The following is a 19,600-nucleotide window of genomic DNA, read 5'->3' as shown; positions in this document are numbered from 1 at the left end:
TTTTTAGATGATGCGGTGAGGGAGTTATTTGACCGAATAGCCAGTTTTTTGGGTTTTTTGTGTTCACAATGTTGAGTCGATTTCTTGGATTGATCAGAAGTTTAAAGACGGTTTTTAACAAACGCTGCGAAGTGCTGAGTGCATAAGTCTGGGAGGCGATGTTTAAAAGCTTCGGACATAAAAATGGGCGACCCTACCCTGGGTCGCCCATTTTTATTGATGATTTAAAGTGGCGCTCGCAACCGCCGTCCGACCACATCCAGCAAATCGCAGCCATCGCGCAACGGGATGGCCAACACCCGCGCAAACTCTTGCAACAGCGCAGCATCACCACCAAGCGCTTCGCCCAGGGAAAGTGTTTCCAACAGTTGAGTGACGCTGCGAATGCGATACGCCGCCGTGTCGTGCAACACGTCGACAGGCGCTTCAGTGTCGATCAGCAGGGAAGGGATCGCGCAGTCGATGCCGGTAATCGGTATGTATCGAGTCATGGCTGCACCTCCTGAACATCGGACGCCCCACCGTGTGGATCGAGATTGTCCAGCGCCCGGTTTACCAACAACTCCCCCAGCACGGCCAATTGCTGAATCGATAGCGCCAGGCTGCGGTGCGAGCCTTCTAGCTCGCAGGCAAAGTCGGTCGTCAGCACGTTGAGCGAGGCGAGGGTTTCGCAGGCGTGGCTTAGCAGGGTTTCGGTGTCGATGTTGGGGAGGAGGGTGAAAACGTGGCTGATGGGGTCGGGATTTTTGGGATCGCGGAGGCGGGAGCTGATAGTGCGTTGGGTTGCTTGGCTGAGTTGGTGGGGGTCGAGGGAGTCGGGTGGAAATTTTTTCATCGTAAAGCTCCTGAAACAATGGAGCCGCAAAGCGGCATTTGCATGCCTTGATCGTGTTCGGTCTGTCAAAACCGGTCGCTGAGGTTGCAGCGGCTGGGGGAGGTTATCTGGGGAGGAAGGGGTGTACAAGTTCATGGGGGCGATGGGTTTTGTGGGAAATGTCTGATGCTTTTGTCAGGCGTCCCGAAGGGCTAAAAAATTGAGTCAGATTTCGTTTTAAGTGAGCTCGGGTTTTTTATCGTTCATATAAACTGAGGGTCCACAAAGTAGCGGAGATTTTGTTGTGAATTCAATTATCGAGTTGTTGTTAGAGGCGTGAATCGTGAAGAGATTTTCGCGCTGAGTGATTCTTATACTAAGTTTTTCTTTTGTAGGTATATTTTTGATCGTTAGGCCTCTGATTTCGCTGCAGTTTAAACCGATGCGGCATGTGTTGAATTCAGCCTTTTTCCATTTTGCGGGAGGGGGGGCAGGGAGTTCTTCGATGTCAAATTCAAGTATTATCGTTGGTCTGTTGTTGTCGATGTTTACTGTGAAAAGTTCAATGAGGCCAGTTGCTACGGGGGTTTTGAAAATCTGGTTGAAAAAAATGCTGCCATCGATATCGTTCCAGAACTTCATTTTTGCACCTTGTGACCGAACTGAGAAAAGGGGTATAAAGAAATGAGGCAGATATTTTCTATGTGCATGAAAATAAAAACATCCCCCTTAACTGCTTTTACCCATTTTCCTGGAGATATATATTTGGTTCTAAAAATAAAAGAACAATCCAGTATCATTTTGTAGGGTTGGTTTGTTTAGATGGATAATTTTTTCCATTATGTCAAGCTCTATATGTTCAGGCGCTTCATTTAGTATTTTCAGCAGGGCGCTAAGCTCTACTTGGCCCTGAATGCTTTCGTCCTCGAACTCGTCTATCACCTTTCCTAAAGATGAATTTATTTTTTCAATTGTCCCGGATTTCGATAGTTGTATGTAGTGCTCTTCTGATAGTTGAAGTTCCTCAAGGTCTCCTGATAAACACTCATCTAGATCTAAACGTTTCATTGCTTCGGAGCTCAATGGTACGGAGATCATTTTCACTTTTCTGGCTCCTTGTTGAAGTGGGTTGCTTCATTATATTCGCTCTGTGTTCTGCCCGTTTGTTTTCCGTTTGGTAGTGTTTTGTTGCTGAATCGAAAAAGGTGACAGATATATTTTCATGAGCGAAGAAAGGCGACAAGAAAATAAATCTGTCATCTTTTCATTTGCTGTTAAATTTCAAGCATGTAAGATTTAATTTTGTTGCTTTCAGGCCATAGAAAATAAAGCTGTTCTTTTTTTTGCTTCTTATTAAATTGGTCTATTCTGTTGTTCGAAGAAATCTTTATAAGCTGATAAGGCAATTGTCCAATTTTCAAATAGCCTCTCTTCGGATCCTTCGACTCCTTCTGGGGCAGGCATGTATCTAACTAAAGAGGCAATTTCTTCTGGGTAGTCGAAGTCTGCGTACAGCTCTTCAACTATTTCAAGTGGATCTTCATAGTCTTCTTGATGTTCAAGTAAAAAAGAAAGTAATAAAAAAATCCAAGGTTTGGTGGCGTCTGTTGCTGGGGAGAGGTCCTTATCTACCAGTGATTGGAGTAAGGCACTTGCCAAATAATTTTCTTGAGGTAGCAATGAGGCGAGCTCAATGGCTTCTTGTGAGGACTTTTCTGTTAGGGTTTCACAAACGTATTCCGATACTCCTTTTTTATCTACAAAGCCGTGCTCAAATCCATATAGAAGCTCCTTCCAATTTATCCATGGGGTATTTTTGTATATGTAATGGCCGTCGATCGAAAGATTTTTAATTTTTGTATCTACTTGGGCAGTCTTGATGGAATTTGGTTTGGTGTGCCAGTCATTTTTCCATCAGGGATGAATCTTTGATGAGTTAGCTCTAGTTTTGAATTTACAATCCATTCGAAAATGCCACGTTTGTTATTCATTGTCCCCTCCATTTGTGTGAGCGTGTTATTTGTTCCATCTCCGCCCTTGAGCGGAAATACTCTTCCCTTTGCAGGTATCTGATCAACGACATAGCTAGGTGCTCTGTGCGTTGGATCCTCTTTCAGAGCAAAAAGGGGGCGGATTTATTTTCATGTGTGCGTAGAAAATAGGTTTCCAACTCTTATGTATGAGTTTTATAATTACTTGTAAATTTACAGGGGGTAGTCACATCGCCATGGCGGTGTGAAAAGTTCCGGTGCAATATTGATTTTTTCTAGAAGGAGATTTATTTCTTCTTCCGAGTCCATTGTTTCAAGTTTTATTATTGTGATGTCTCGGTCATCAATGCCGTCGCTTGTTTTTATTGTTTCAATTGGTATTGAGAATTCTATTACTGCATAGCGTGAATTCTTTGATGAGCTTATGAAGTCATAATATTGAAAAGGGTCATCTGGCGAAAATTCAAATTTGTAAATTGCATATATGGCAATCCATTTGCGCAGTAATGCATCTTCAGACTTAAGTTCTTGTGCGATTTTGTCGTAGCCTGTACCTTCGAGTCCGTACCAAACACTTCGTGGGATCATTTTTTGGTCGTTCATTTTTGCCCCTCAAATTGATTTGGCCAATAGATACGAATTACTTTGCCGTCTTTTGGGTGTAGTTGCAAATGCGGTAGTGCTGAGTGAGGGTCGTTAGGGCTATGGTTTGCCATGTGAACTTTTCTAGTGTCTATGTCGGAAGCAGGAGTGTCATCCCAATGGTAGTATGATTCTTTTCCTTTGGGAGTTTCAAAGTAGTCCTTTGCCGTCACTGAGTTAAACTCTTCAGCGTTTCTATAACCTTTGCCGACATATTTACCCCTGAAAAGTTCTTCGGCCTCTGCTCGGCTATTGACCGTTACATCTCGTGCTCCTTGATCGAGTTGATCTGAAGCTCTTTTTACAGAAGGACTTGTCCAAGGAACATCGGGAACCGGCGGTTCTTTGGTGTCGACTTTGGCTTTACCTGCTGGGTTTACCGAGGGATCTGCCTTATCTCCTGCCCCTGGGCACCCACTCAACCCCAACGGATCCACCCACCCCGTAGGGTTAGGCACGTACTGGTAGTTATTCAACCCACCCGCAAGCTTGATCGGATCCGGCGTCAGAAACCGACCAGTCCCCGGATTGTAGTAGCGATGCCGGTTGTAATGTAAGCCCGTTTCCGCATCGAAATACTGGCCCTGAAAGCGTAGCGGGTTGTCGATTTCAGCGATGTCGAGGGTGGCGAGATTACCGTAGGCGCGGTATTTCGCCGACCACATAATCTCGCCGCTGTAGTCGGTGAGTTCCTGAGGCGTGCCGAGGTGGTCGAGTTGGTAGTAGAACGGTGTGGCTTTCAGCGGGCCTTCGCCATCAAGCATGGCCAGCGGGCGGAAGCTGCCGGGTTCGTAGATGTAGCTGCGATAGCGGTTGTCCGCGCTTTCAGCGATGAGGCGTTCACCTTGCCACAGGAATTCGGTGGTGCGGCCATCGACGGTTTTGGCTATGCGACGGCCGAAGGCGTCGTATTTGTAGCTCGCGATGCTGCCACCCGGCAGGCTGACGCCGATCAAACGATGCTGGCAGTCGTAACGATACTCGGTGACGAGTTTCTGGCCGGTACCGCGACGTTCGCGGGTCAGATTGCCAAAGGCGTCGTAGTCGTAATGGCGATCGCCTTGCATCAGTAGGCGGTTGCCTTTGACGTTAGCCAGGTTCGCGCTTGGTTGGTCGCCTTGGCCCAGCAAGTTACCTGCCGGGTCGTGGGCGAAGCTTTCAGGCGTGCTGCCACGGACGTTGATCAGGCGATCAAGCGGGTCGTAGTGGTAGCTGCGGTTACCTTTGCGGCTATCGTCGATGCCGGCAAGGTTGCCGTTGGCGTCGTAGGTGTAGCGGCGCTGGAACAGATTCTTTTCGCGCTGGCTGACGCTGTGTGCTTGCAACCGACCCTGTTCGTCATACTGATATTGGCTGAGCAACAGCCCTTGTTGGCGCTGCTGTTCGCGGCCGGCGTTGAACTGGTGGCTGGTCAGGTGCGAGCCGTTAAGGTCGATTCTGCTCAACTGGCCGCCAGGCTGGTGGTGGTAGTCGAGCTTGCTGCCGTCCGGCAGGCGGCAGTGTTTCAGTTGGCCGACGCTGTCGTACTCGTAACGCAGGGTGCCCCAGCCCTGGTGTTCGGTGATCAGGCGATCTTGCAGGTCATATTCATACGCCAGCGGCCAGTTGCCGTCGTCAACGTTAACGAGGCGACCGAGGGCGTCGTAGCTGTAGTGAATTTCTTCGCCGTCAGCCAAGGTTTTCACCAGCAGGCGGCCCGCAGCGTCGCGCAGGTACTCGGTCACCAGCTCGCTGCCATCGTCGCCGAATTCGGTTTTCTTCAGCAACTGACCGTTGAGGTCGTATTCGTAGGCGGTGCGGCGACCGTCGAACCCGGTTTCCTGCTGGATCAGGCCGTTCGGGTAGTACTCGAGGTGGTAGTGCTCGCCGCGTTCGTTTTCAATCTCGGTGAGCAGCAGGCGCGAGTTGTCGTACCGGTAGCGCAGTTGGCTGCCGTCGGGGTTGATGCGGCGGCTCACCAGGTGCAGGTTGTCGGCGTATTCGTAGCGGGTGATGCGCCCGAGTTCATCCCGTTCGGCGGTGACGCGACCATACGGGTTGTAGGTGAAGGCGCGGGTGGCGCCACCGGGAAGGGTGATTTGTGTCAGGCGATCAACGGCGTCCCATTGGTAATGGGTGATGGCCCCGGTTTCATCCTGACGTGTGATTTGCCGACCTAGCGCGTTGTAACGGTACTTGCGTTGGCCGCCGTCAGGCAGGCGTTCTTCCAGCAGTTGGCCGAGATTGTTCCAGCCCAGTTGATGACGGCTGCCGTCGGGATGACGTATTTCCAGCAGGCGGCCTTGACGGTCGTAGCTGTAGTGGGTTTCGGCGCCCTGAGGATCGGTTTGTTGGGTGATATCGCCTTGACGGTTGCGCTCGTACTTCCAGCGCGCTTTACCTCGCTGGACATCAATGAGTTGACCATTGAAGTAGTTGTAACGGGTCGGTTCGTCTTCCGGCGGGATCACGGCCATCAAGCGCCCGGCATCGCTGTACTGATACTCGGTGATGGCCCCCATCGGGTCTTTTACTGCGACCAGGCGACCCTGATCGTCATAGGCATTCTGCGTTTTCCCGCCATCGGGAGCGGTCTCGCTGATCAAACGCGCATTCTTGTCATGCACGTAGACATGCTCGCTGCCGTCGGAGTTGTAAGCAGTCACTGAACCTTTGTCATCCCACTCGTAACGCGCTTCCAGCTGCGAGTAGTTAGCCCAGTGACGGACGCAACGGGAAAGCTTGCCTTCACGTTCCCATTCCCAGAAGAAGCTGGCGCCCCCGGCCAGTTGCCGTTCCAGAATGACGTGCTGATCGTTGTAGCGGTAATGCTCGGTTTCACCTGCCGCATTGGTCGAGGAAACGAGCTGATTACGCGTGTTGTAGCGGTAGGAGACCAAGGTCTGAATGGTTAGCCATGGATCCTGGCGTTCACCGCGCTCGTTGTACTCGGAGCGTTGTTGCTGATGATCCACCGCGGCGATATGACGGTCGTCGTAACGCAGCAGCAAAGCGCGGCCTGCGCCGTTGTCGATGCGTTGAATGCGGTCGACAAAGTCATAACTGATATGCACCCGATTGTCATAGGCATCGCTGATGGTGATCAATCGCCCGGCACGGAAGTGATAGAAGCGTGCTTTTGGCCTCGCCTGGGTAAGGATCAGTTCACCGGGAGCATCGCCCAAGTAAATCGCCGCCTGCGCCAGACTGTTGGTGATAGCCGGGCGTTGTTCGGTTGGCATCGGGAAGCGGATCTGGCGGTTTTCGTTGTCCGTCCACAGCACACCTTCATCGTCCAGTTGCAAACGATGAGACAGGGAATGGCTCCAACCATGGCCAAGACGGCTGTCGATTTCGACCGCACTGCTTCGGTAAAGGCGCGTCCATTCCAGAGGCAACAAACCACCCAGTTCGCCATCGGAGAGGGTCAGCAATTCCTCGCCGGTCACCATCGAAATCGGGTCGTCTTTCAGGCAGGTTTTGTTGGCACACTCGGTGGGTTGGTCAGCCGGGTTTTTCGATTGATTTGGCGCGTTGTCGACCGCCTCTTTTTGCTCGACGCGTGTGGCGCTTTCAGTTTTGCCGCGCGCTTGGATCTGCGCATCCGTTTCCACTTTTCCACCGGCGACAGGTGATTTTTTCTTCGGCGCCGTTGCTGTTTCGGCGGGTTTGGGCGGGGCGATCTCAACGTTGGCTTTACGCGCCGGGTTGAATGCCGAATTGCCATTAAGCAGTAAAGGCCGAGCAGCCTCGGTATGCGGTGTGGCGCTTGTTTTGCTGACTTTCATCAGCATGCCGGTAAAGTCTTCAATCAGTTTCACAACTTTGCCGCTGTTTTGCGTGGCTTTAACTACCTTCGTGCCAATGCGCACGGCCAGGCCGAGACCGCCGGTCAGGACGACACCGACCAGGATGTTCAGCAGGAATTCTGTGGTCAGCTGAGCCAGCACTTCCGTGCAGGTCTGCGGTGGCAGCATCTTCACCCAGGCCATGATGGCGGCAACGTAGATCCACATTAGTGGTTCATCGCTGGCGATCAACAGGGCGGTGTGAATGGCCTCAGCGGAGGCGTCATAAATTTTCTTGATTTGTTCTTCGGTGAAGAAGTTTTTCAGCTTCTCGTAGTTCTCACGAGGATGCGCAACCAGGTTGTAGAGGCTTTTGATATCGCCCCACAAACCCATGATGGCTTTCAGAAAGCCTTCCCATGCGGCCTCCAGTTCCTGCAGGACACGGCCACCCATCGATGCATTGGTATGTGCCTGCCAAAGCGGTAGGAAACTTGTGCTCCATTCAGTCTGCAACCAGCCGTTCAAATCGCCGATCACGCCCTGATAGGAGTTGAACAGGCTGTCGATCTGCGCGCGAGTAGGGTTCGGGAAGAATGTGATTTTGTATTGCTGATTGGGCGTGAGGCCGGTGACTTCCAGAATCCCGGTCGAGTCGATTGTCTTGTTGATTTCCGGTCCGGCTTCGTTCTTGCCAATGAACCGACCATCCATCACAGGCACTAGACGGACCGGCGTATTGCCGATCGGAACAAATCGCGCAGACTCGAAGCTATGTACAAGCGTGAGCTTGCCGTTTGCCGGGCAGTTGGCGTAAAGGGTGTTTTCCTTTTTGCTGTCCTTGTCCTGAGTGCCGACCTCATCACCGACCTTGAATTGCTGTTCCGCGTCCAGGACTCCGCCGTACCAGGCCTCGGCATGCTCACGGTAATCCTTCAGGCACTTCTTGAAGTCACTGATGATGGCCTGAGCATCAGGTTGTTTTGCCGTGAGGTTGCCTATGATCTCACCCATCAAAATGCTCATACAGCCACCTCATTTTCCAAGTGGGCTTTCAGCAGCCCTGTGTAGTTTTCTTCCATGAGCGGCGTGCGCTTTACGAAGCGCGCCACTTTTTCTCGCAGGTTGGATTCAGGGAACGAGAAATACAGTTCGGCGTGGTCGTCCTGCAGCCACTGCATCATGTTGCCTATTACGGTCGACGGGTTTTGCTTGGTCAGGTCATCCAGCAACGCCTTCGGCACCACCCACCAAGGCCAGTCCTTCGCCGGTGGCACCGCGTGCGGCCCCACCTCCAGACTCTTCCCATTGATCAGGTACCGATCAAACACCGGCAGCACTTCACCGGCGGCATCGCCGAGCCCATCCAGAATCGGGTAGATATGCCGACCATCCCAGAACCGAAAAAACACTTCAGTCCCATCCGGCATCTTCACTTGAGTCAGGCTGCGAAGGTGTTCGAAAACCTCGTTCGGCTCGGAGCGGGATACGGCTAGCCATCCCCAATCGAGGGCGTCGGTTTCGGCAATCCATGGCAGGAAGCTTGAGTTGGGTTTCAACTCGGTGAGGTAGGGCATCACTGGCTGCCAAGTCGCGTAGGGTGTGCCGCCCCAAATCGGGATCGCCTGGGTTGTCGGTTCGTTTTGGTAAAGCGTCTTGAGCGCTTCGACATCGCTGGCCGCGCTGATGATCAGGTAGAGGCGTTCACCCGGCAGTAGCGGGGTTTCGGATAACCAGACCTGTGGATTGGTGTTTTCAGATTTCACAACAGCCGTCCTTGATGAGTGAATCTAAAAACTCATATCCGCTTCAATATTTTCTTCGTAAGTCGAGAGCAACTTCACAATGCTTTCGTTTCCAGAGTATTTCTCTTTCAACTGCTTCAGTTTTTGATCTGTGCCCTTGCAGTATTTATTGATATCGCTGATGACACGGCTGAGGTTGTCCGGGGCGGCGGGGTCCGGCTCGGGGATGTCTCCGCGCAGAGAGTCACAGTTGTCTCTGCTTGTTATGTAATCGGAGACGTCGACAGGCATTGAGTCATCGCTTTCGGCTGCACAAGAAAGCAGTGAGAGGGCGAATGCGATGAGCAAGAAATAGCGCGCGATTGTCTGCATTTTAATGCCCATCGTTTGACCAGTGAGGTTTGTCACTATGTCCACCAACAAATTTGATTACGCCATAAGTGGCCCCTACGCTATGAAGCTCACTGTTCATCCCGGTTTTGGGATCTGAACTTATAGTGACCGTCGTTCCTGAGGAATTATTTATTGTTAATGTCCCGGACCAGCTGATATTCATGTCGATCGCCTGTTTCTGGGTGTGCCGTGAGTTAAGCGCCGGGGCGACGTTCAAGCCGCTGATTCCATAACCATTCACCATGGCCCTGGCTGCTTGTACAGAGGCCTGTTGATCAAATGCGCCAGACTCGGAAGTATGTGCCCATTGGATTTTTATAACGTCACCTGGATAGCCAGGAACCTGTCGTGGGTCGTAGCCCGCTTTAATGATTTTCCACGACCAGTGCATTAAATAAGCTCTTTCCGGAGGCCGATATGTCGCAGAAATGTGTACAGCCCCGCCGGCAGCTCTTACTGCATCAAGAAACTTTGTCACGGCTTCACGAAATGGAGATGCAAGTGACGTGACATTAGCGCTGCCCAGGAACCTTGCCACCCACTGAGCACCACTCGGTTCATCCGCTGAAACACTAACAGCTACAGGCGTCGGATCCGCAGTCGGAGTGAGTGTCGCTTGTAGTGTCGCCATAGTAGGGGGCCTCGATAGTGGCTTTTTCTGGTTTGTTGGATGAAACTTTTTGGATCAATCCCTTACTGTCAGTAACACCCTTAACAATAAGTCCAGATTCAAGCTTGATTTGGTAAGGGGTATTCGGCTTTGGTATGCCCGTTTTTTCGTCATTCACGACGAACACTAAGTCGTGGGTGGTTTTTTCAGTATCGTGGTTGGGTTTTTCTATATCGCATACACCTGCCTTGCACTTCTCGCACTCTTCACATAATGGTGCGTTGCGTTTAAGCGTATTGATCTGCGCCGGGCTCAGAACCGCCCCCGCCTTGTCTGCATCCGCCTGTTTCAGCTCCCCCGGCATCAGCGGCGCCGCCCCAGTCCCGCTGCCCGGGCTACCCCCGGAATTCATGTTGATCACCGGCCCGCTCAGCGTTACGCCGCTGGCGTCGATCTTGATGAAGCTGCCGCCGCCCTTGAGGGTGAGTTCGCTGCCGGCTTCGAGCACGACTTTCATGCCGCTGTTCAGGTGGATTTCCTGGCCGGCTTCGATGAACTGGCCGGTGCCGATCTTGATGTGCTGGTTCACGCCCACGGTCAGGTGGTCGTTGGCGCGGGTTTCGACTTTGCGGTCTTTGTGGACGGTGTGGTGTTCTTCGGCCTTGAATTCGCTGTAGCTGTTTTGTTCGACGGTGTCGTGGCGTTCGTTGCCGACGCGGATTTTCTGGTCGTGTTCGACGTTTTCGTCCCAGTCGCGCTGGGCGTGCAGGAAGATCTGTTCCTGGCCCTTTTTGTCTTCGATGCGCAGTTCGTTGTAACCGCCGCCGCCGGGAGAGCTCAGGGTTTTGAAGGTGCTGCGGGTTTTGTTCGCCGGCAGGGCGTAGGGGACGACGTTTTCCTTGTGGTACAGGCAGCCGCTGATCAGCGGTTGGTCGGGGTCGCCTTCGAGGAAGCTGACCAGCACTTCCATGCCGATCCGCGGAATGGCGATGCCGCCGTAGTGGGCGCCGGCCCAAGCGGATGAGACGCGCAGCCAGCAGCTGGATTTGTCGTCGGCCTGGCCTTCACGGTCCCAGTGGAATTGCACTTTGACGCGGCCGTATTGGTCGCAGTGGATCTCTTCACCTTTGGGCCCGGTAACGACGGCGCTCTGGCTGCCGAGGATTCGTGGTTTGGGGTGGTTCAGCGGCGGGCGGTTCGGTACGTCCCACGGGGTGGCCTGGAAGCGGTTGCGGTAGCCCTGATGGAAATCGTCCTTGAGCTGGGTCGTGTCGCTGGTGACCGATTCTTCCAGTACTTGCGGCTGTTTGCCTTCGTGAAGGATTTCGGTCAGCAGCCACAGGTCGTTCCATTTGGCTTTCGGGTGTTGGGTCAGGGCCAGGAAGTGGCCGCTGACCAGTAACGGCTGATCGCTATTGCCTTCGGCCAACTGGAAGTCGCTGCGGTGACGTTCGAGGGCGCGTTTGGCCAGGTGCTTACCGCGTTCGCGGTCGATGAAGCGGCCGGGGTAGTCGTAGTCTTCGAGGTCGGGCAGGGCGTCGCCACGGTTTTCTCTTTCCAGGGTCAAGCGCGGTTTTTCGAAGTCGTAGTCGCGGCGGGTGGTGCGGCTGGTGCGGGTTTCCAGGCGCAGGTCGAAGCGTTTGATCACCGGGTCGTTGGCGACCATGCCGGAGTCTTGCTGATAGGCCACGGGCGCGAGTTTCGGGAACACCGTCTGGTCATCGCCGAATACCAGCTTGTGGGCCGTGGTGCTGTGCTGGAAGTGGTAGTGGATACCTTCTTCCTCGCACAGGCGCTGGATGAACTGCAGGTCGGATTCATCGTATTGAACGCAGTAAATGCGCTCGGGATAAATCACCCCGACTTTGAATTCGTAGGCGTTGCTTTGGATGCCATGCTCTTCGAGAACCATGCCAACGATTTTCGGTACGGTGAGGTTCTGGAAGATGCGTTGGTTGATGCGGTGCGCCAGGTAGGACAGCTGCGGACGCAGCGTCACGGCGTAGCGGGTCAGGCGTTTGCCTGAATCGCCTTGGGCGGCGCGATAGATTTGGCCATGGATGCCGCTGCCGTCAGGCGAGAGCTGCAAAAAGGCTGGTTTGTGCAGCAGGGTCTCGAGGTCCAGGGACGGCTGCTCACTGACCAGCTCCACCTCAAACACAAAGGGCTGGCTGATGGCTTCCCGACCTTGCAGGGAAAGGACCTGGAGATCGTTATCCAGACCTTCGATAGTCAGGGCAAAGTGAGTCTGATTGGCCGGCGCGAACATCCCTTGTTCCTCGTGCAGTGCAGCGGCGTTCGCGGCACCCGGGGGGCTTGCGGACGCTAGAATTCTTGGAGGGCGCAAACAACATCGACCAGCAGAGCCGGCCGATGCTTGAAACGGTCGGCCAGACTTAGCCAGCGACCGGGGATCGCCAGTCATCGGAACCCGAAGTACCGGATACTTCGTGGGTCCAGGTGATTTTGCGGTAGGTGAATTGCACTTCTTCCAGGTGAGTGAAGTGCGAGTTCGACGGATCCTGGCAGTTGTGCATTTTGTTGTTGATGGCGACGAGGATCGCGTCTTCCAGTTTGGTGGTGTAGTAGTGCTCTTGGGTGCCTTGAGCCGAGGTGCGGTACCACTGGATAACGATTTCGCTCATGCGCTCGCCGGAGGTCAATGCCGCTTGCAGCAGTGGCGAAGACTTGTCGTAGACCTTGGTGATCACGACTGGCTTGTGTACACGCTGACCGGTCGGTTGGCCGGACTGTGGGTCGCGCGGGATGATCACGTCGTGGCTGAAAGCCTGAACCATGACCTGGTCTTCGTGACCTTCCTGGTAGGTGTTGCCCACGGAGTCGGCGGTGAACGCGCCGGCAGTGATCAGGCCTTGTTTCTCGCCAGTAACGGACATGTACGCTGGTGTAGCCATGGAGGTGCTCCTTGCTAAAAGTTAGGGTGCCCGGGAGGCGGTATCGCCCGGTGGGTGCCTGACTGTTATCAAGGTCCGTGCCAGAAATGAATAACGCTATATAAATCAGGTGGTTGATGCGATTTATCCAGCGCCGAAAGGGTTTTCGGCAAGGATCAGCTGAAAAGGTGCGCAAGAAGTTGCGCAGCACTGCGCAACTTCTTGCGCACTCGGCTGGAGGGCCTGATAAACCTGGCGTCCAGCGTCGCTGGGGGGACTATTCCCCGAGACAGTTGCGCAACTTTTTGCGCATCAAGGCCATGAGCCTTCACCCCGAAAATGGGCGCAACGAACAGCGCTGTCCGATGGTCAAACCCAGCGCCGAGATCACTGAACAATCCTGACATCGACCGGAGAACGACATGAAAATCCTGATGGTTTTAACGTCCCACGATCAATTGGGTAACACCGGTAAGAAAACCGGCTTCTGGCTCGAAGAATTCGCCGCTCCGTATTACACCTTCAAGGATGCTGGCGCGCAGCTGACTCTGGTCTCACCCAAGGGCGGCCAGCCACCGCTGGACCCTAAAAGCGATGAGCCAGACGCGCAAACCGCCGCCACCGATCGCTTCCACAAGGATTCCGCTGCCCAGTCCGCATTGGCCTCTACCGGAGTGCTGAGCACCGTGAGGGCCGAGGACTATGACGCTGTTTTCTATCCAGGCGGGCATGGCCCGTTGTGGGATCTGGCTGAAGACACCTTTTCAATTGCGCTGATCGAGGCGTTCTACAACGCGGGTAAACCGGTTGCGGCGGTCTGTCATGCGCCGGGGGTGTTGCGCCACGTCAAGGATGCGGACGGTCAGGCGTTAGTCAAAGGCAAGCGGGTGACAGGCTTCACCAACTCCGAAGAAGCCGCTGTGCAGTTGACGGATGTGGTGCCGTTTCTGGTGGAGGACATGCTCAAGGCCAACGGTGGTCTTTTCTCCAAGGCCGATGACTGGGCGAGTTACGTGATTGCGGATGGTCTGTTGCTGACCGGTCAGAACCCGGCCTCGTCGGAAGCGACCGCCAAGGCTTTGTTGGCGAAGCTGGGTTAATCCCGGATAGCCTGCGGGTCAAAAATTTTTATGTGGCGAGCGAGCTTGCTCGCGCCGGGCTGCGCAGCGGCCCCAAAACTCTGCGTACAAGCGGAGATTTTGTGAGTGCTACGCACTCAAGCGGGAGCAAGCTCCCTCGCCACAAAGTGCATTTGACTGGTCAAGTCAGACTCGGCAATCCCAATGCCTTGCAGCACTCCTCGATCGACCGCCGCTGCGTCTGCGCATACAACCCCAACTCATCAATCGTCGACCTTCCCAAGGCTTTTTCGAACGCTTGCTGGTTCGAATGCACGCCATAGTGGGTTTGCGCCGCATCCCCCAGGTTCGACTGAAAAATCCCCGCCGCACTGACCGGCAGAAAGTCTTCGTACACCAGCGGTTCAACCCGCACATAGCCGCCTGTGAGCAAATCTTCCAGCGACGCGCCTTTCAGTTCTTCCGCCGCCAGGCCTTTTTCCGTCACGAAGTAGCGAAAGTACGCCAATTCCTGTTGGCGCATGGCTTCGACGGTGTCAGGGAATTCGCCGAAGTGCTGCGTCATTAGCGCGTTGTAGCGTGCGGCATTGGCTTCGTTGGGGAAGTCCTTGAGTTCATCCCGGGCCGCGTTAAGCAAGCGGTCGTAAAGCGCCCGGCCCTTGGGGGTGAGCGCCGCGCCGCGTTGCTCGATTTCACCGAAGCGGGCGCTATGGCTGCCACGCGTCTGGGCTTGATCGGTGAAGGTGATGGGCTCGTCCAGCGCCTTGAAACTGGTTTGACGCAGCAGGATCGGGCATTGGCGGCGGGGCGGGCCTTCGATCACCGCTTTCGGGGTGATGCCATGGGCGGGCATTTGCGCCTGCACGATATCGATGTCCAGAGTGCGTGGCGTCAGGTGATTGATGTGCGGGCCTTTGAACGCGACCACGTCGGCGATCAGTCGATGCTGGGCGCTGAGTTGCTGATATTGCGCGGCGGTGACAGTGGCGCTGTGGTGCCAACGGAAGGTTTCCAGGGCTTGTGCGACGAAATCTTGCGCTTCATATTCGGTCAGGCCACCCTGAGTTTCAGCGCGTTCGATGAGGGCCAATGCCGCCGGGGTGAAGATCGAGCGCGTGTCCAGCACCGACTGGGCAAAGACTCGCAGTTCGGCGTCTTCGATCAGCTCCAGGCGCAGCAACGAGGTGAACACCCGGAACGGGCTGACCTGCAACGCCGCCTCATGCACGGCACGGAACGCGGTGGAATGCACCGGCACGCCGGCCGGGGTCAGGTCGTAATAGCCCACCGGCTGCATGCCCATCACCGCGAACAGGCGGGCGAGGGTCGCCAGTTCAGCGGCGGTACCGACGCGGATCGCACCATGACGTTCCAGGTCCAGCCGCTGGATTTCGCCGGTACTGATCAGCTGTCGGGCGATTTGCGAATCGCTGTCCAGCACGTGGCGGTTGGTCTGCTCCACCAGTTCCATCAGCGCGCCGTACAGCGGCACTTCTTCGCGGTACATGTCGGACATCGCTTTGGAGAAGCGTTGGCGGATCAGGTCAGGGCTGACGAAGTTCGGATGGCTCATGAAAAGTTTCCTGGCGCAGTGACGTAACGGATGCCGGAAAAGATCGCAGTCTTCGGCGGCGCCGACAAACGAAGTTTCTGACGAACTTCATTCTGCCAAGGACTGTTCTTCTAATGCAGAAGTGTTCGGTTATTGCAGCACTTGGTCCACCAGTTCGATCCAGTGCCTGACAGGCGTTCGTCCGGCGCTGTTGAGATGGCTCTGGCAGCCGATGTTGGCGGTGGCGATGACCTCGGGGTGGCCGCTCTCCAGTGCGTTGAGTTTGTTGTCACGCAGTTGCCGGGCCAGTTCCGGTTGGGTGATCGAATAGGTGCCCGCCGAGCCGCAACACAAATGACTGTCGGGCACCGCCGTGAGATTGAAGCCCAATCGCATCAACACGGCTTCTACCGCGCCACCGAGTTTCTGCGCATGCTGCAACGTGCAGGGGCAATGGAAGGCGATTCGCTGGTCGGTGGCGGCGCAAACCCGTTCCAAAGGTTCATCGGCCAACACTTGCACCAGGTCCAGGGCCAGTTCGCTGACCCGCTGGGCTTTGGTCGCATAGACCGGATCGCGCTCCAGCAGATGCCCGTAATCCTTGATGAACGCGCCGCAGCCGCTGGCGGTTTGCACGATGGCTTCGGCGCCGTTTTCCAGGTGCGGCCACCAGGCGTCGATGTTGCGTCGGGCGCGGTTCAGGCCCATGGCTTGGGCGTCGAGGTGATAGTCCAGCGCGCCACAGCAACCGGCGTCTGGCGCCGGGATTACGCTGATCCCCAGCCGATCCAGCACCCGCGCGGTCGCGGCATTGGTGTTCGGCGACAGACCGGGTTGCACACAGCCTTCGAGCAGCAGCACCCGACGAGCATGCCGAGGAGCAGGGCGCTCGCCCGCGGCGGGTAGGTCGTGAGGCAACTTCGCCTCAATGCCCCGTGGCAACAACGGCCGGAATGTGGCGCCGATTTGCAACAAAGTCCTGAACAGGTTCGGATTTGGCGCCAGTGCCCGCAACCCTTGGCGCAACAACCGCTGACTGGTCGGGCGCGGCACCGCTTGATCGATCACGGCGCGGCCAATGTCCAGCAAGTTGTGATAATCCACCCCGGACGGGCAAGTGGTTTCGCAGTTGCGGCACGTCAGGCAGCGATCCAGGTGCAACTGGGCTTTGGCCGTGGCGGGGGCGCCTTCGAGCACTTGCTTGATCAGGTAGATGCGCCCGCGCGGCCCGTCCAGTTCGTCGCCCAGCAGTTGATAGGTCGGGCACGTGGCGTTGCAGAACCCGCAATGCACGCAGGTGCGCAGAATCTTGTCCGCTTCTTCGGCGCGGGGCAGTCGTTTGGACTGTTCGCTGAGATTGGTTTGCATGCTAAAACTCCGCGTACATCCGCCCAGGATTGAACAGCCCTTGCGGGTCCAGTTGCGCCTTGAGTTGCCGGTGATAGCGCAGCAGCGCCGGGGCCAGCGGCTGGAAGGGCGTTTCGCTGACGCCATGGCTGAAACAGGTGGCGTGGCCGCCGAGTTCAAGGGCCCGCGACTGAATGTTGTCAGCCGCGGATTTCAACCAGCGTTGCGCGCCGCCCCAGTCGATCAGTTGCTCACCGTGCAAGTCCAGAGGCCCGAGGTTGTTAGGCAATGACAAGCGCCACAGCGCCAAGCCCTCATTGAAAAAGTCTAGTCGTTGTTCGTTCAGGTCGGCCCAATAACCGGAGTCCAACGGCTCGCCGCCGAGCCGTTTATGGGCGGCAGTGACCGAACCCTCGCCGCCTTCCAGCCGCAGATACAGACGTTGGCCATCGTGGCTGGCGGCGCTGATGGGCAACGGTTGCTGGCCCCATTGCGCCAGATTTTCCAAGGCGCGGGCGCAGTCGATGTCCAGGCTGATGCTCAGGCATTGCCGGGGTTTGGGCAGCACTTTGAGCGAGACTTCGGTCAGCACCCCGAGGCAGCCATAACTACCGACCATCAGGCGCGAGAGGTCGTAGCCGGCGACGTTTTTCATCACTTCGCCGCCGAAGCGCAGGTGGGTGCCGAGGCCGCTGATCACCCGCGTACCGAGGACAAAATCGCGCACTGAACCGGACCACGGGCGCCGTGGCCCGGACAGCCCCGCCGCGATCATCCCGCCAACAGTGGCGCCTTCGCCGAACGATGGAGGCTCGCAGGGCAGCATTTGCCCCGCTGCGTCCAGTGCGGCAAACAGTTCGCTCAGCGGCGTGCCGGCGCGAACGCTGATCACCAGTTCCGTCGGGTCGTAGCTGACGATGCCGCGATGGGCGCGGGTGTCGAGTATTTCGCCTGCAACCTCGCGGCCAAGAAACGCCTTGGTGTTGCCGCCCTGAATGCGCAGTGGCGTGGCATTCTCCCGCGCCTGCCTGACCTGCTCCAGCAGGGCTTCACTGGCATCGAAGTCCGGCATCAGAAACGCTCCAGGTCAGGAAACGGCAGTTGCCCGGCGTGGATGTGCATCGCGCCGAATTCCGCGCAGCGGTGCAGAGTCGGGATGTTCTTGCCGGGGTTGAGCAGGCCTTTTGGGTCGAACGCGGCTTTGACGGCGTGAAACAGCGTCAGTTCGTCACTGTTGAACTGCGCACACATCTGATTGATTTTCTCCCGGCCGACGCCATGTTCGCCGGTGATGCTGCCGCCGACTTTCACGCACAGTTCGAGGATCTTGCCGCCGAGGGCTTCGGCCCGTTCCAGTTCGCCGGGCTGGTTGGCGTCGAACAGGATCAACGGGTGCATATTGCCGTCACCGGCATGGAAAACGTTGGCCACGCGCAAGCCATATTCTTGCGCCAGACTGGCGATGCCCTTGAGCACACCGGGCAATTCGCGGCGGGGGATGGTGCCGTCCATGCAGTAGTAATCCGGCGAGAGGCGGCCGATCGCCGGAAAGGCGTTTTTGCGCCCGGCCCAGAACCGCACGCGTTCGGCTTCGTCCCGGGCCTGGCGTACCTCACTGGCGCCGGCCTGTTGCAGCACCTCGCGGACTCGTTCGCAATCGTCGTGGACATCAGCTTCGACACCGTCCAGTTCGCACAGCAGGATAGCCTCGGCGTCCACCGGGTAACCGGCGTGGATGAAGTCTTCGGCGGCACGGATCGCCAGATTGTCCATCATCTCCAGGCCTCCGGGAATGATCCCGGCGGCGATGATCTCGGCTACTGCGCGGCCGGCCTTTTCGACGGAATCGAAACTCGCCAGCAGGACTTTGGCGACTTGGGGTTTGGGTAGCAGTTTGACCGTGACTTCGGTGATGATCCCCAGCAAGCCTTCGGAGCCGGTGAACAGCGCCAGCAAGTCGAAGCCCGGCGCGTCCAGCGAATCGGCGCCGAGGGTCAGGTGTTCGCCTTCAAGGGTCAATACGTCGAGTTTCAGCAGGTTGTGCACGGTCAGGCCATATTTGAGGCAATGCACGCCACCAGCGTTTTCCGCGACGTTGCCACCGATGGAGCAGGCGATTTGCGAGGACGGGTCCGGCGCGTAATACAGGCCGAAGGGCGCCGCTGCCTGGGAAATCGCCAGGTTACGTACCCCCGGCTGAACCCGTGCGGTGCGGGCGGCGGGGTCGATGTGCAGGATGTTGTTGAACCGCACCATCACCAGCAACACGCCTTTGTCCAACGGCAGTGCACCGCCGGACAACCCGGTGCCGGCTCCGCGCGCCACCACCGGTACATTCCGGGCATGACAGAGCCTGAGCAGCGCCTGCACCTGTTCCAGCTGCCGGGGCAGGGCGACCAGCATCGGCGTGGTGCGATAGGCCGAGAGACCGTCGCATTCGTAGGGTTTGAGTTCTTCTTCGCGCCAGAGGATGTCCAGGTCCGGCACCTCCTGCTGCAAGGCTTTTAGTAATGCAGCCTTGTCGACATTGGGCAGAACACCGTCGATGCGTTCGTCGTAAAGAATGTTCATCGAGCGAACCTCAATGACAAGGGAACTTGCCCCAATGCCAGTCAGTTAAGGTGCGAACTGTGGGAGCGGGCTTGCTCGCGAAGACGGCGGCACATCCAGCATTGATGTCGACTGACACACTGCCTTCGCGAGCAAGTCGGATCGCCGCACCGCCGCTCCCACAGGGATTGTGATCAGGGCTTGTTACAGGGATCT

Annotated in this window: 19 protein-coding genes; 2 read left to right on the top strand and 17 right to left on the bottom strand. The window is 56.1% G+C overall.

The window, feature by feature from the left end; translation table 11 throughout:
• Positions 1-224 precede the first annotated feature (224 nt).
• The 13 genes from AB3226_RS03250 to AB3226_RS03190 all read right to left on the bottom strand — a co-directional run bounded on the left by AB3226_RS03250 (position 225) and on the right by AB3226_RS03190 (position 12,877).
• The gene (locus tag AB3226_RS03250) at positions 225-491 is read right to left on the bottom strand and encodes a hypothetical protein (protein WP_367371995.1); all 267 of its coding nucleotides are present in this window, start codon (positions 489-491) and stop codon (positions 225-227) included.
• Positions 488-835 (bottom strand): DUF6124 family protein, encoded by a 348-nt coding sequence (locus AB3226_RS03245; protein ID WP_367371994.1) that lies wholly within the window; start codon positions 833-835, stop codon positions 488-490. The genes AB3226_RS03250 and AB3226_RS03245 overlap by 4 nt, the downstream gene beginning before the upstream one ends.
• Positions 836-1,051: 216 nt before the next feature.
• On the bottom strand, positions 1,052-1,456 hold the full coding sequence (locus AB3226_RS03240) for an Imm50 family immunity protein (RefSeq protein ID WP_367371993.1): 405 nt from the start codon (positions 1,454-1,456) through the stop codon (positions 1,052-1,054).
• 129 nt (positions 1,457-1,585) lie between these two features.
• Entirely contained in the window at positions 1,586-1,912 is a 327-nt protein-coding gene (locus AB3226_RS03235; protein ID WP_367375745.1) for a hypothetical protein, read from the bottom strand.
• Positions 1,913-2,167: 255 nt separating this feature from the next.
• Positions 2,168-2,638, bottom strand: coding sequence for a DUF2247 family protein (locus AB3226_RS03230; RefSeq protein ID WP_367375744.1), 471 nt, complete (start codon positions 2,636-2,638; stop codon positions 2,168-2,170).
• A 38-nt stretch (positions 2,639-2,676) separates the two neighbouring features.
• Positions 2,677-2,805, bottom strand: a complete 129-nt coding sequence (locus tag AB3226_RS03225) for a hypothetical protein (RefSeq protein WP_367371992.1) — start codon at positions 2,803-2,805, stop codon at positions 2,677-2,679.
• Positions 2,806-3,018: 213 nt separating this feature from the next.
• A complete protein-coding gene (locus AB3226_RS03220) occupies positions 3,019-3,408 on the bottom strand; it encodes a hypothetical protein (protein ID WP_367371991.1) in 390 nt (129 codons plus the stop codon).
• A complete protein-coding gene (locus tag AB3226_RS03215; protein ID WP_367371990.1) occupies positions 3,405-8,240 on the bottom strand; it encodes an RHS repeat-associated core domain-containing protein in 4,836 nt (1,611 codons plus the stop codon). Before AB3226_RS03215 ends, AB3226_RS03220 begins: the two co-directional genes overlap by 4 nt.
• Positions 8,237-8,980, bottom strand: coding sequence for a DUF4123 domain-containing protein (locus tag AB3226_RS03210; RefSeq protein ID WP_367371989.1), 744 nt, complete (start codon positions 8,978-8,980; stop codon positions 8,237-8,239). Before AB3226_RS03210 ends, AB3226_RS03215 begins: the two co-directional genes overlap by 4 nt.
• A gap of 24 nt (positions 8,981-9,004) precedes the next feature.
• Positions 9,005-9,343: a hypothetical protein gene (locus AB3226_RS03205; RefSeq protein ID WP_367371988.1), complete on the bottom strand. Its 339-nt coding sequence runs from the start codon at positions 9,341-9,343 to the stop codon at positions 9,005-9,007.
• Positions 9,333-9,743 carry a hypothetical protein gene (locus AB3226_RS03200; protein ID WP_367371987.1) on the bottom strand — a complete coding sequence of 137 codons (411 nt, stop codon included), beginning with the start codon at positions 9,741-9,743 and terminating at the stop codon, positions 9,333-9,335. Before AB3226_RS03200 ends, AB3226_RS03205 begins: the two co-directional genes overlap by 11 nt.
• Before the next feature lie 181 nt (positions 9,744-9,924).
• Positions 9,925-12,231 (bottom strand): type VI secretion system tip protein TssI/VgrG, encoded by a 2,307-nt coding sequence (gene tssI / locus AB3226_RS03195; protein WP_367371986.1) that lies wholly within the window; start codon positions 12,229-12,231, stop codon positions 9,925-9,927.
• A 127-nt stretch (positions 12,232-12,358) separates the two neighbouring features.
• A complete protein-coding gene (locus AB3226_RS03190) occupies positions 12,359-12,877 on the bottom strand; it encodes an Hcp family type VI secretion system effector (protein ID WP_367371985.1) in 519 nt (172 codons plus the stop codon).
• Between the two features lie 116 nt (positions 12,878-12,993).
• Here AB3226_RS03190 and AB3226_RS03185 point away from each other — a divergent pair, with 116 nt between their 5' ends.
• Positions 12,994-13,260 carry a hypothetical protein gene (locus AB3226_RS03185; RefSeq protein ID WP_367371984.1) on the top strand — a complete coding sequence of 89 codons (267 nt, stop codon included), beginning with the start codon at positions 12,994-12,996 and terminating at the stop codon, positions 13,258-13,260.
• An 18-nt stretch (positions 13,261-13,278) separates the two neighbouring features.
• The gene (locus AB3226_RS03180; protein WP_367371983.1) at positions 13,279-13,956 is read left to right on the top strand and encodes a type 1 glutamine amidotransferase domain-containing protein; all 678 of its coding nucleotides are present in this window, start codon (positions 13,279-13,281) and stop codon (positions 13,954-13,956) included.
• Positions 13,957-14,116: 160 nt separating this feature from the next.
• On the opposite strand, the gene AB3226_RS03175 is transcribed toward AB3226_RS03180, so the two are convergent.
• From AB3226_RS03175 to glcD, 4 genes are all read right to left on the bottom strand, one after another.
• Entirely contained in the window at positions 14,117-15,508 is a 1,392-nt protein-coding gene (locus AB3226_RS03175; RefSeq protein WP_367371982.1) for a VOC family protein, read from the bottom strand.
• Between the two features lie 129 nt (positions 15,509-15,637).
• Complete coding sequence (glcF, locus tag AB3226_RS03170) at positions 15,638-16,855, bottom strand: glycolate oxidase subunit GlcF (RefSeq protein WP_367371981.1); 1,218 nt, start codon at positions 16,853-16,855, stop codon at positions 15,638-15,640.
• Between the two features lies 1 nt (position 16,856).
• Positions 16,857-17,906, bottom strand: a complete 1,050-nt coding sequence (gene glcE, locus AB3226_RS03165) for a glycolate oxidase subunit GlcE (protein ID WP_367371980.1) — start codon at positions 17,904-17,906, stop codon at positions 16,857-16,859.
• Positions 17,906-19,405, bottom strand: a complete 1,500-nt coding sequence (glcD, locus tag AB3226_RS03160; protein ID WP_367371979.1) for a glycolate oxidase subunit GlcD — start codon at positions 19,403-19,405, stop codon at positions 17,906-17,908. The genes glcE and glcD overlap by 1 nt, the downstream gene beginning before the upstream one ends.
• Positions 19,406-19,600: the final 195 nt, after the last annotated feature.

This window comes from Pseudomonas lini (assembly GCF_964063345.1).
Lineage (GTDB): Bacteria > Pseudomonadota > Gammaproteobacteria > Pseudomonadales > Pseudomonadaceae > Aquipseudomonas > Aquipseudomonas lini_B.
The sequence above is the reverse complement of the archived record's forward strand: the minus strand, read 5'-3'. Positions and strand labels throughout refer to the sequence as shown.

Coding starts and splice junctions, on each gene's coding strand:
- AB3226_RS03225 (WP_367371992.1), bottom strand. CDS start 2,805: ATGAATAACAAACGTGGCATTTTCGAATGGATTGTAAATTCAAAACTA.
- AB3226_RS03245 (WP_367371994.1), bottom strand. CDS start 835: ATGAAAAAATTTCCACCCGACTCCCTCGACCCCCACCAACTCAGCCAA.
- AB3226_RS03220 (WP_367371991.1), bottom strand. CDS start 3,408: ATGAACGACCAAAAAATGATCCCACGAAGTGTTTGGTACGGACTCGAA.
- tssI (WP_367371986.1), bottom strand. CDS start 12,231: ATGTTCGCGCCGGCCAATCAGACTCACTTTGCCCTGACTATCGAAGGT.
- AB3226_RS03200 (WP_367371987.1), bottom strand. CDS start 9,743: ATGCACTGGTCGTGGAAAATCATTAAAGCGGGCTACGACCCACGACAG.
- AB3226_RS03185 (WP_367371984.1), top strand. CDS start 12,994: ATGCGATTTATCCAGCGCCGAAAGGGTTTTCGGCAAGGATCAGCTGAA.
- AB3226_RS03190 (WP_367371985.1), bottom strand. CDS start 12,877: ATGGCTACACCAGCGTACATGTCCGTTACTGGCGAGAAACAAGGCCTG.
- AB3226_RS03180 (WP_367371983.1), top strand. CDS start 13,279: ATGAAAATCCTGATGGTTTTAACGTCCCACGATCAATTGGGTAACACC.
- glcE (WP_367371980.1), bottom strand. CDS start 17,906: ATGCCGGACTTCGATGCCAGTGAAGCCCTGCTGGAGCAGGTCAGGCAG.
- AB3226_RS03215 (WP_367371990.1), bottom strand. CDS start 8,240: ATGAGCATTTTGATGGGTGAGATCATAGGCAACCTCACGGCAAAACAA.
- AB3226_RS03205 (WP_367371988.1), bottom strand. CDS start 9,343: ATGGGCATTAAAATGCAGACAATCGCGCGCTATTTCTTGCTCATCGCA.
- AB3226_RS03175 (WP_367371982.1), bottom strand. CDS start 15,508: ATGAGCCATCCGAACTTCGTCAGCCCTGACCTGATCCGCCAACGCTTC.
- AB3226_RS03235 (WP_367375745.1), bottom strand. CDS start 1,912: ATGATCTCCGTACCATTGAGCTCCGAAGCAATGAAACGTTTAGATCTA.
- AB3226_RS03240 (WP_367371993.1), bottom strand. CDS start 1,456: ATGAAGTTCTGGAACGATATCGATGGCAGCATTTTTTTCAACCAGATT.
- AB3226_RS03250 (WP_367371995.1), bottom strand. CDS start 491: ATGACTCGATACATACCGATTACCGGCATCGACTGCGCGATCCCTTCC.
- glcD (WP_367371979.1), bottom strand. CDS start 19,405: ATGAACATTCTTTACGACGAACGCATCGACGGTGTTCTGCCCAATGTC.
- glcF (WP_367371981.1), bottom strand. CDS start 16,855: ATGCAAACCAATCTCAGCGAACAGTCCAAACGACTGCCCCGCGCCGAA.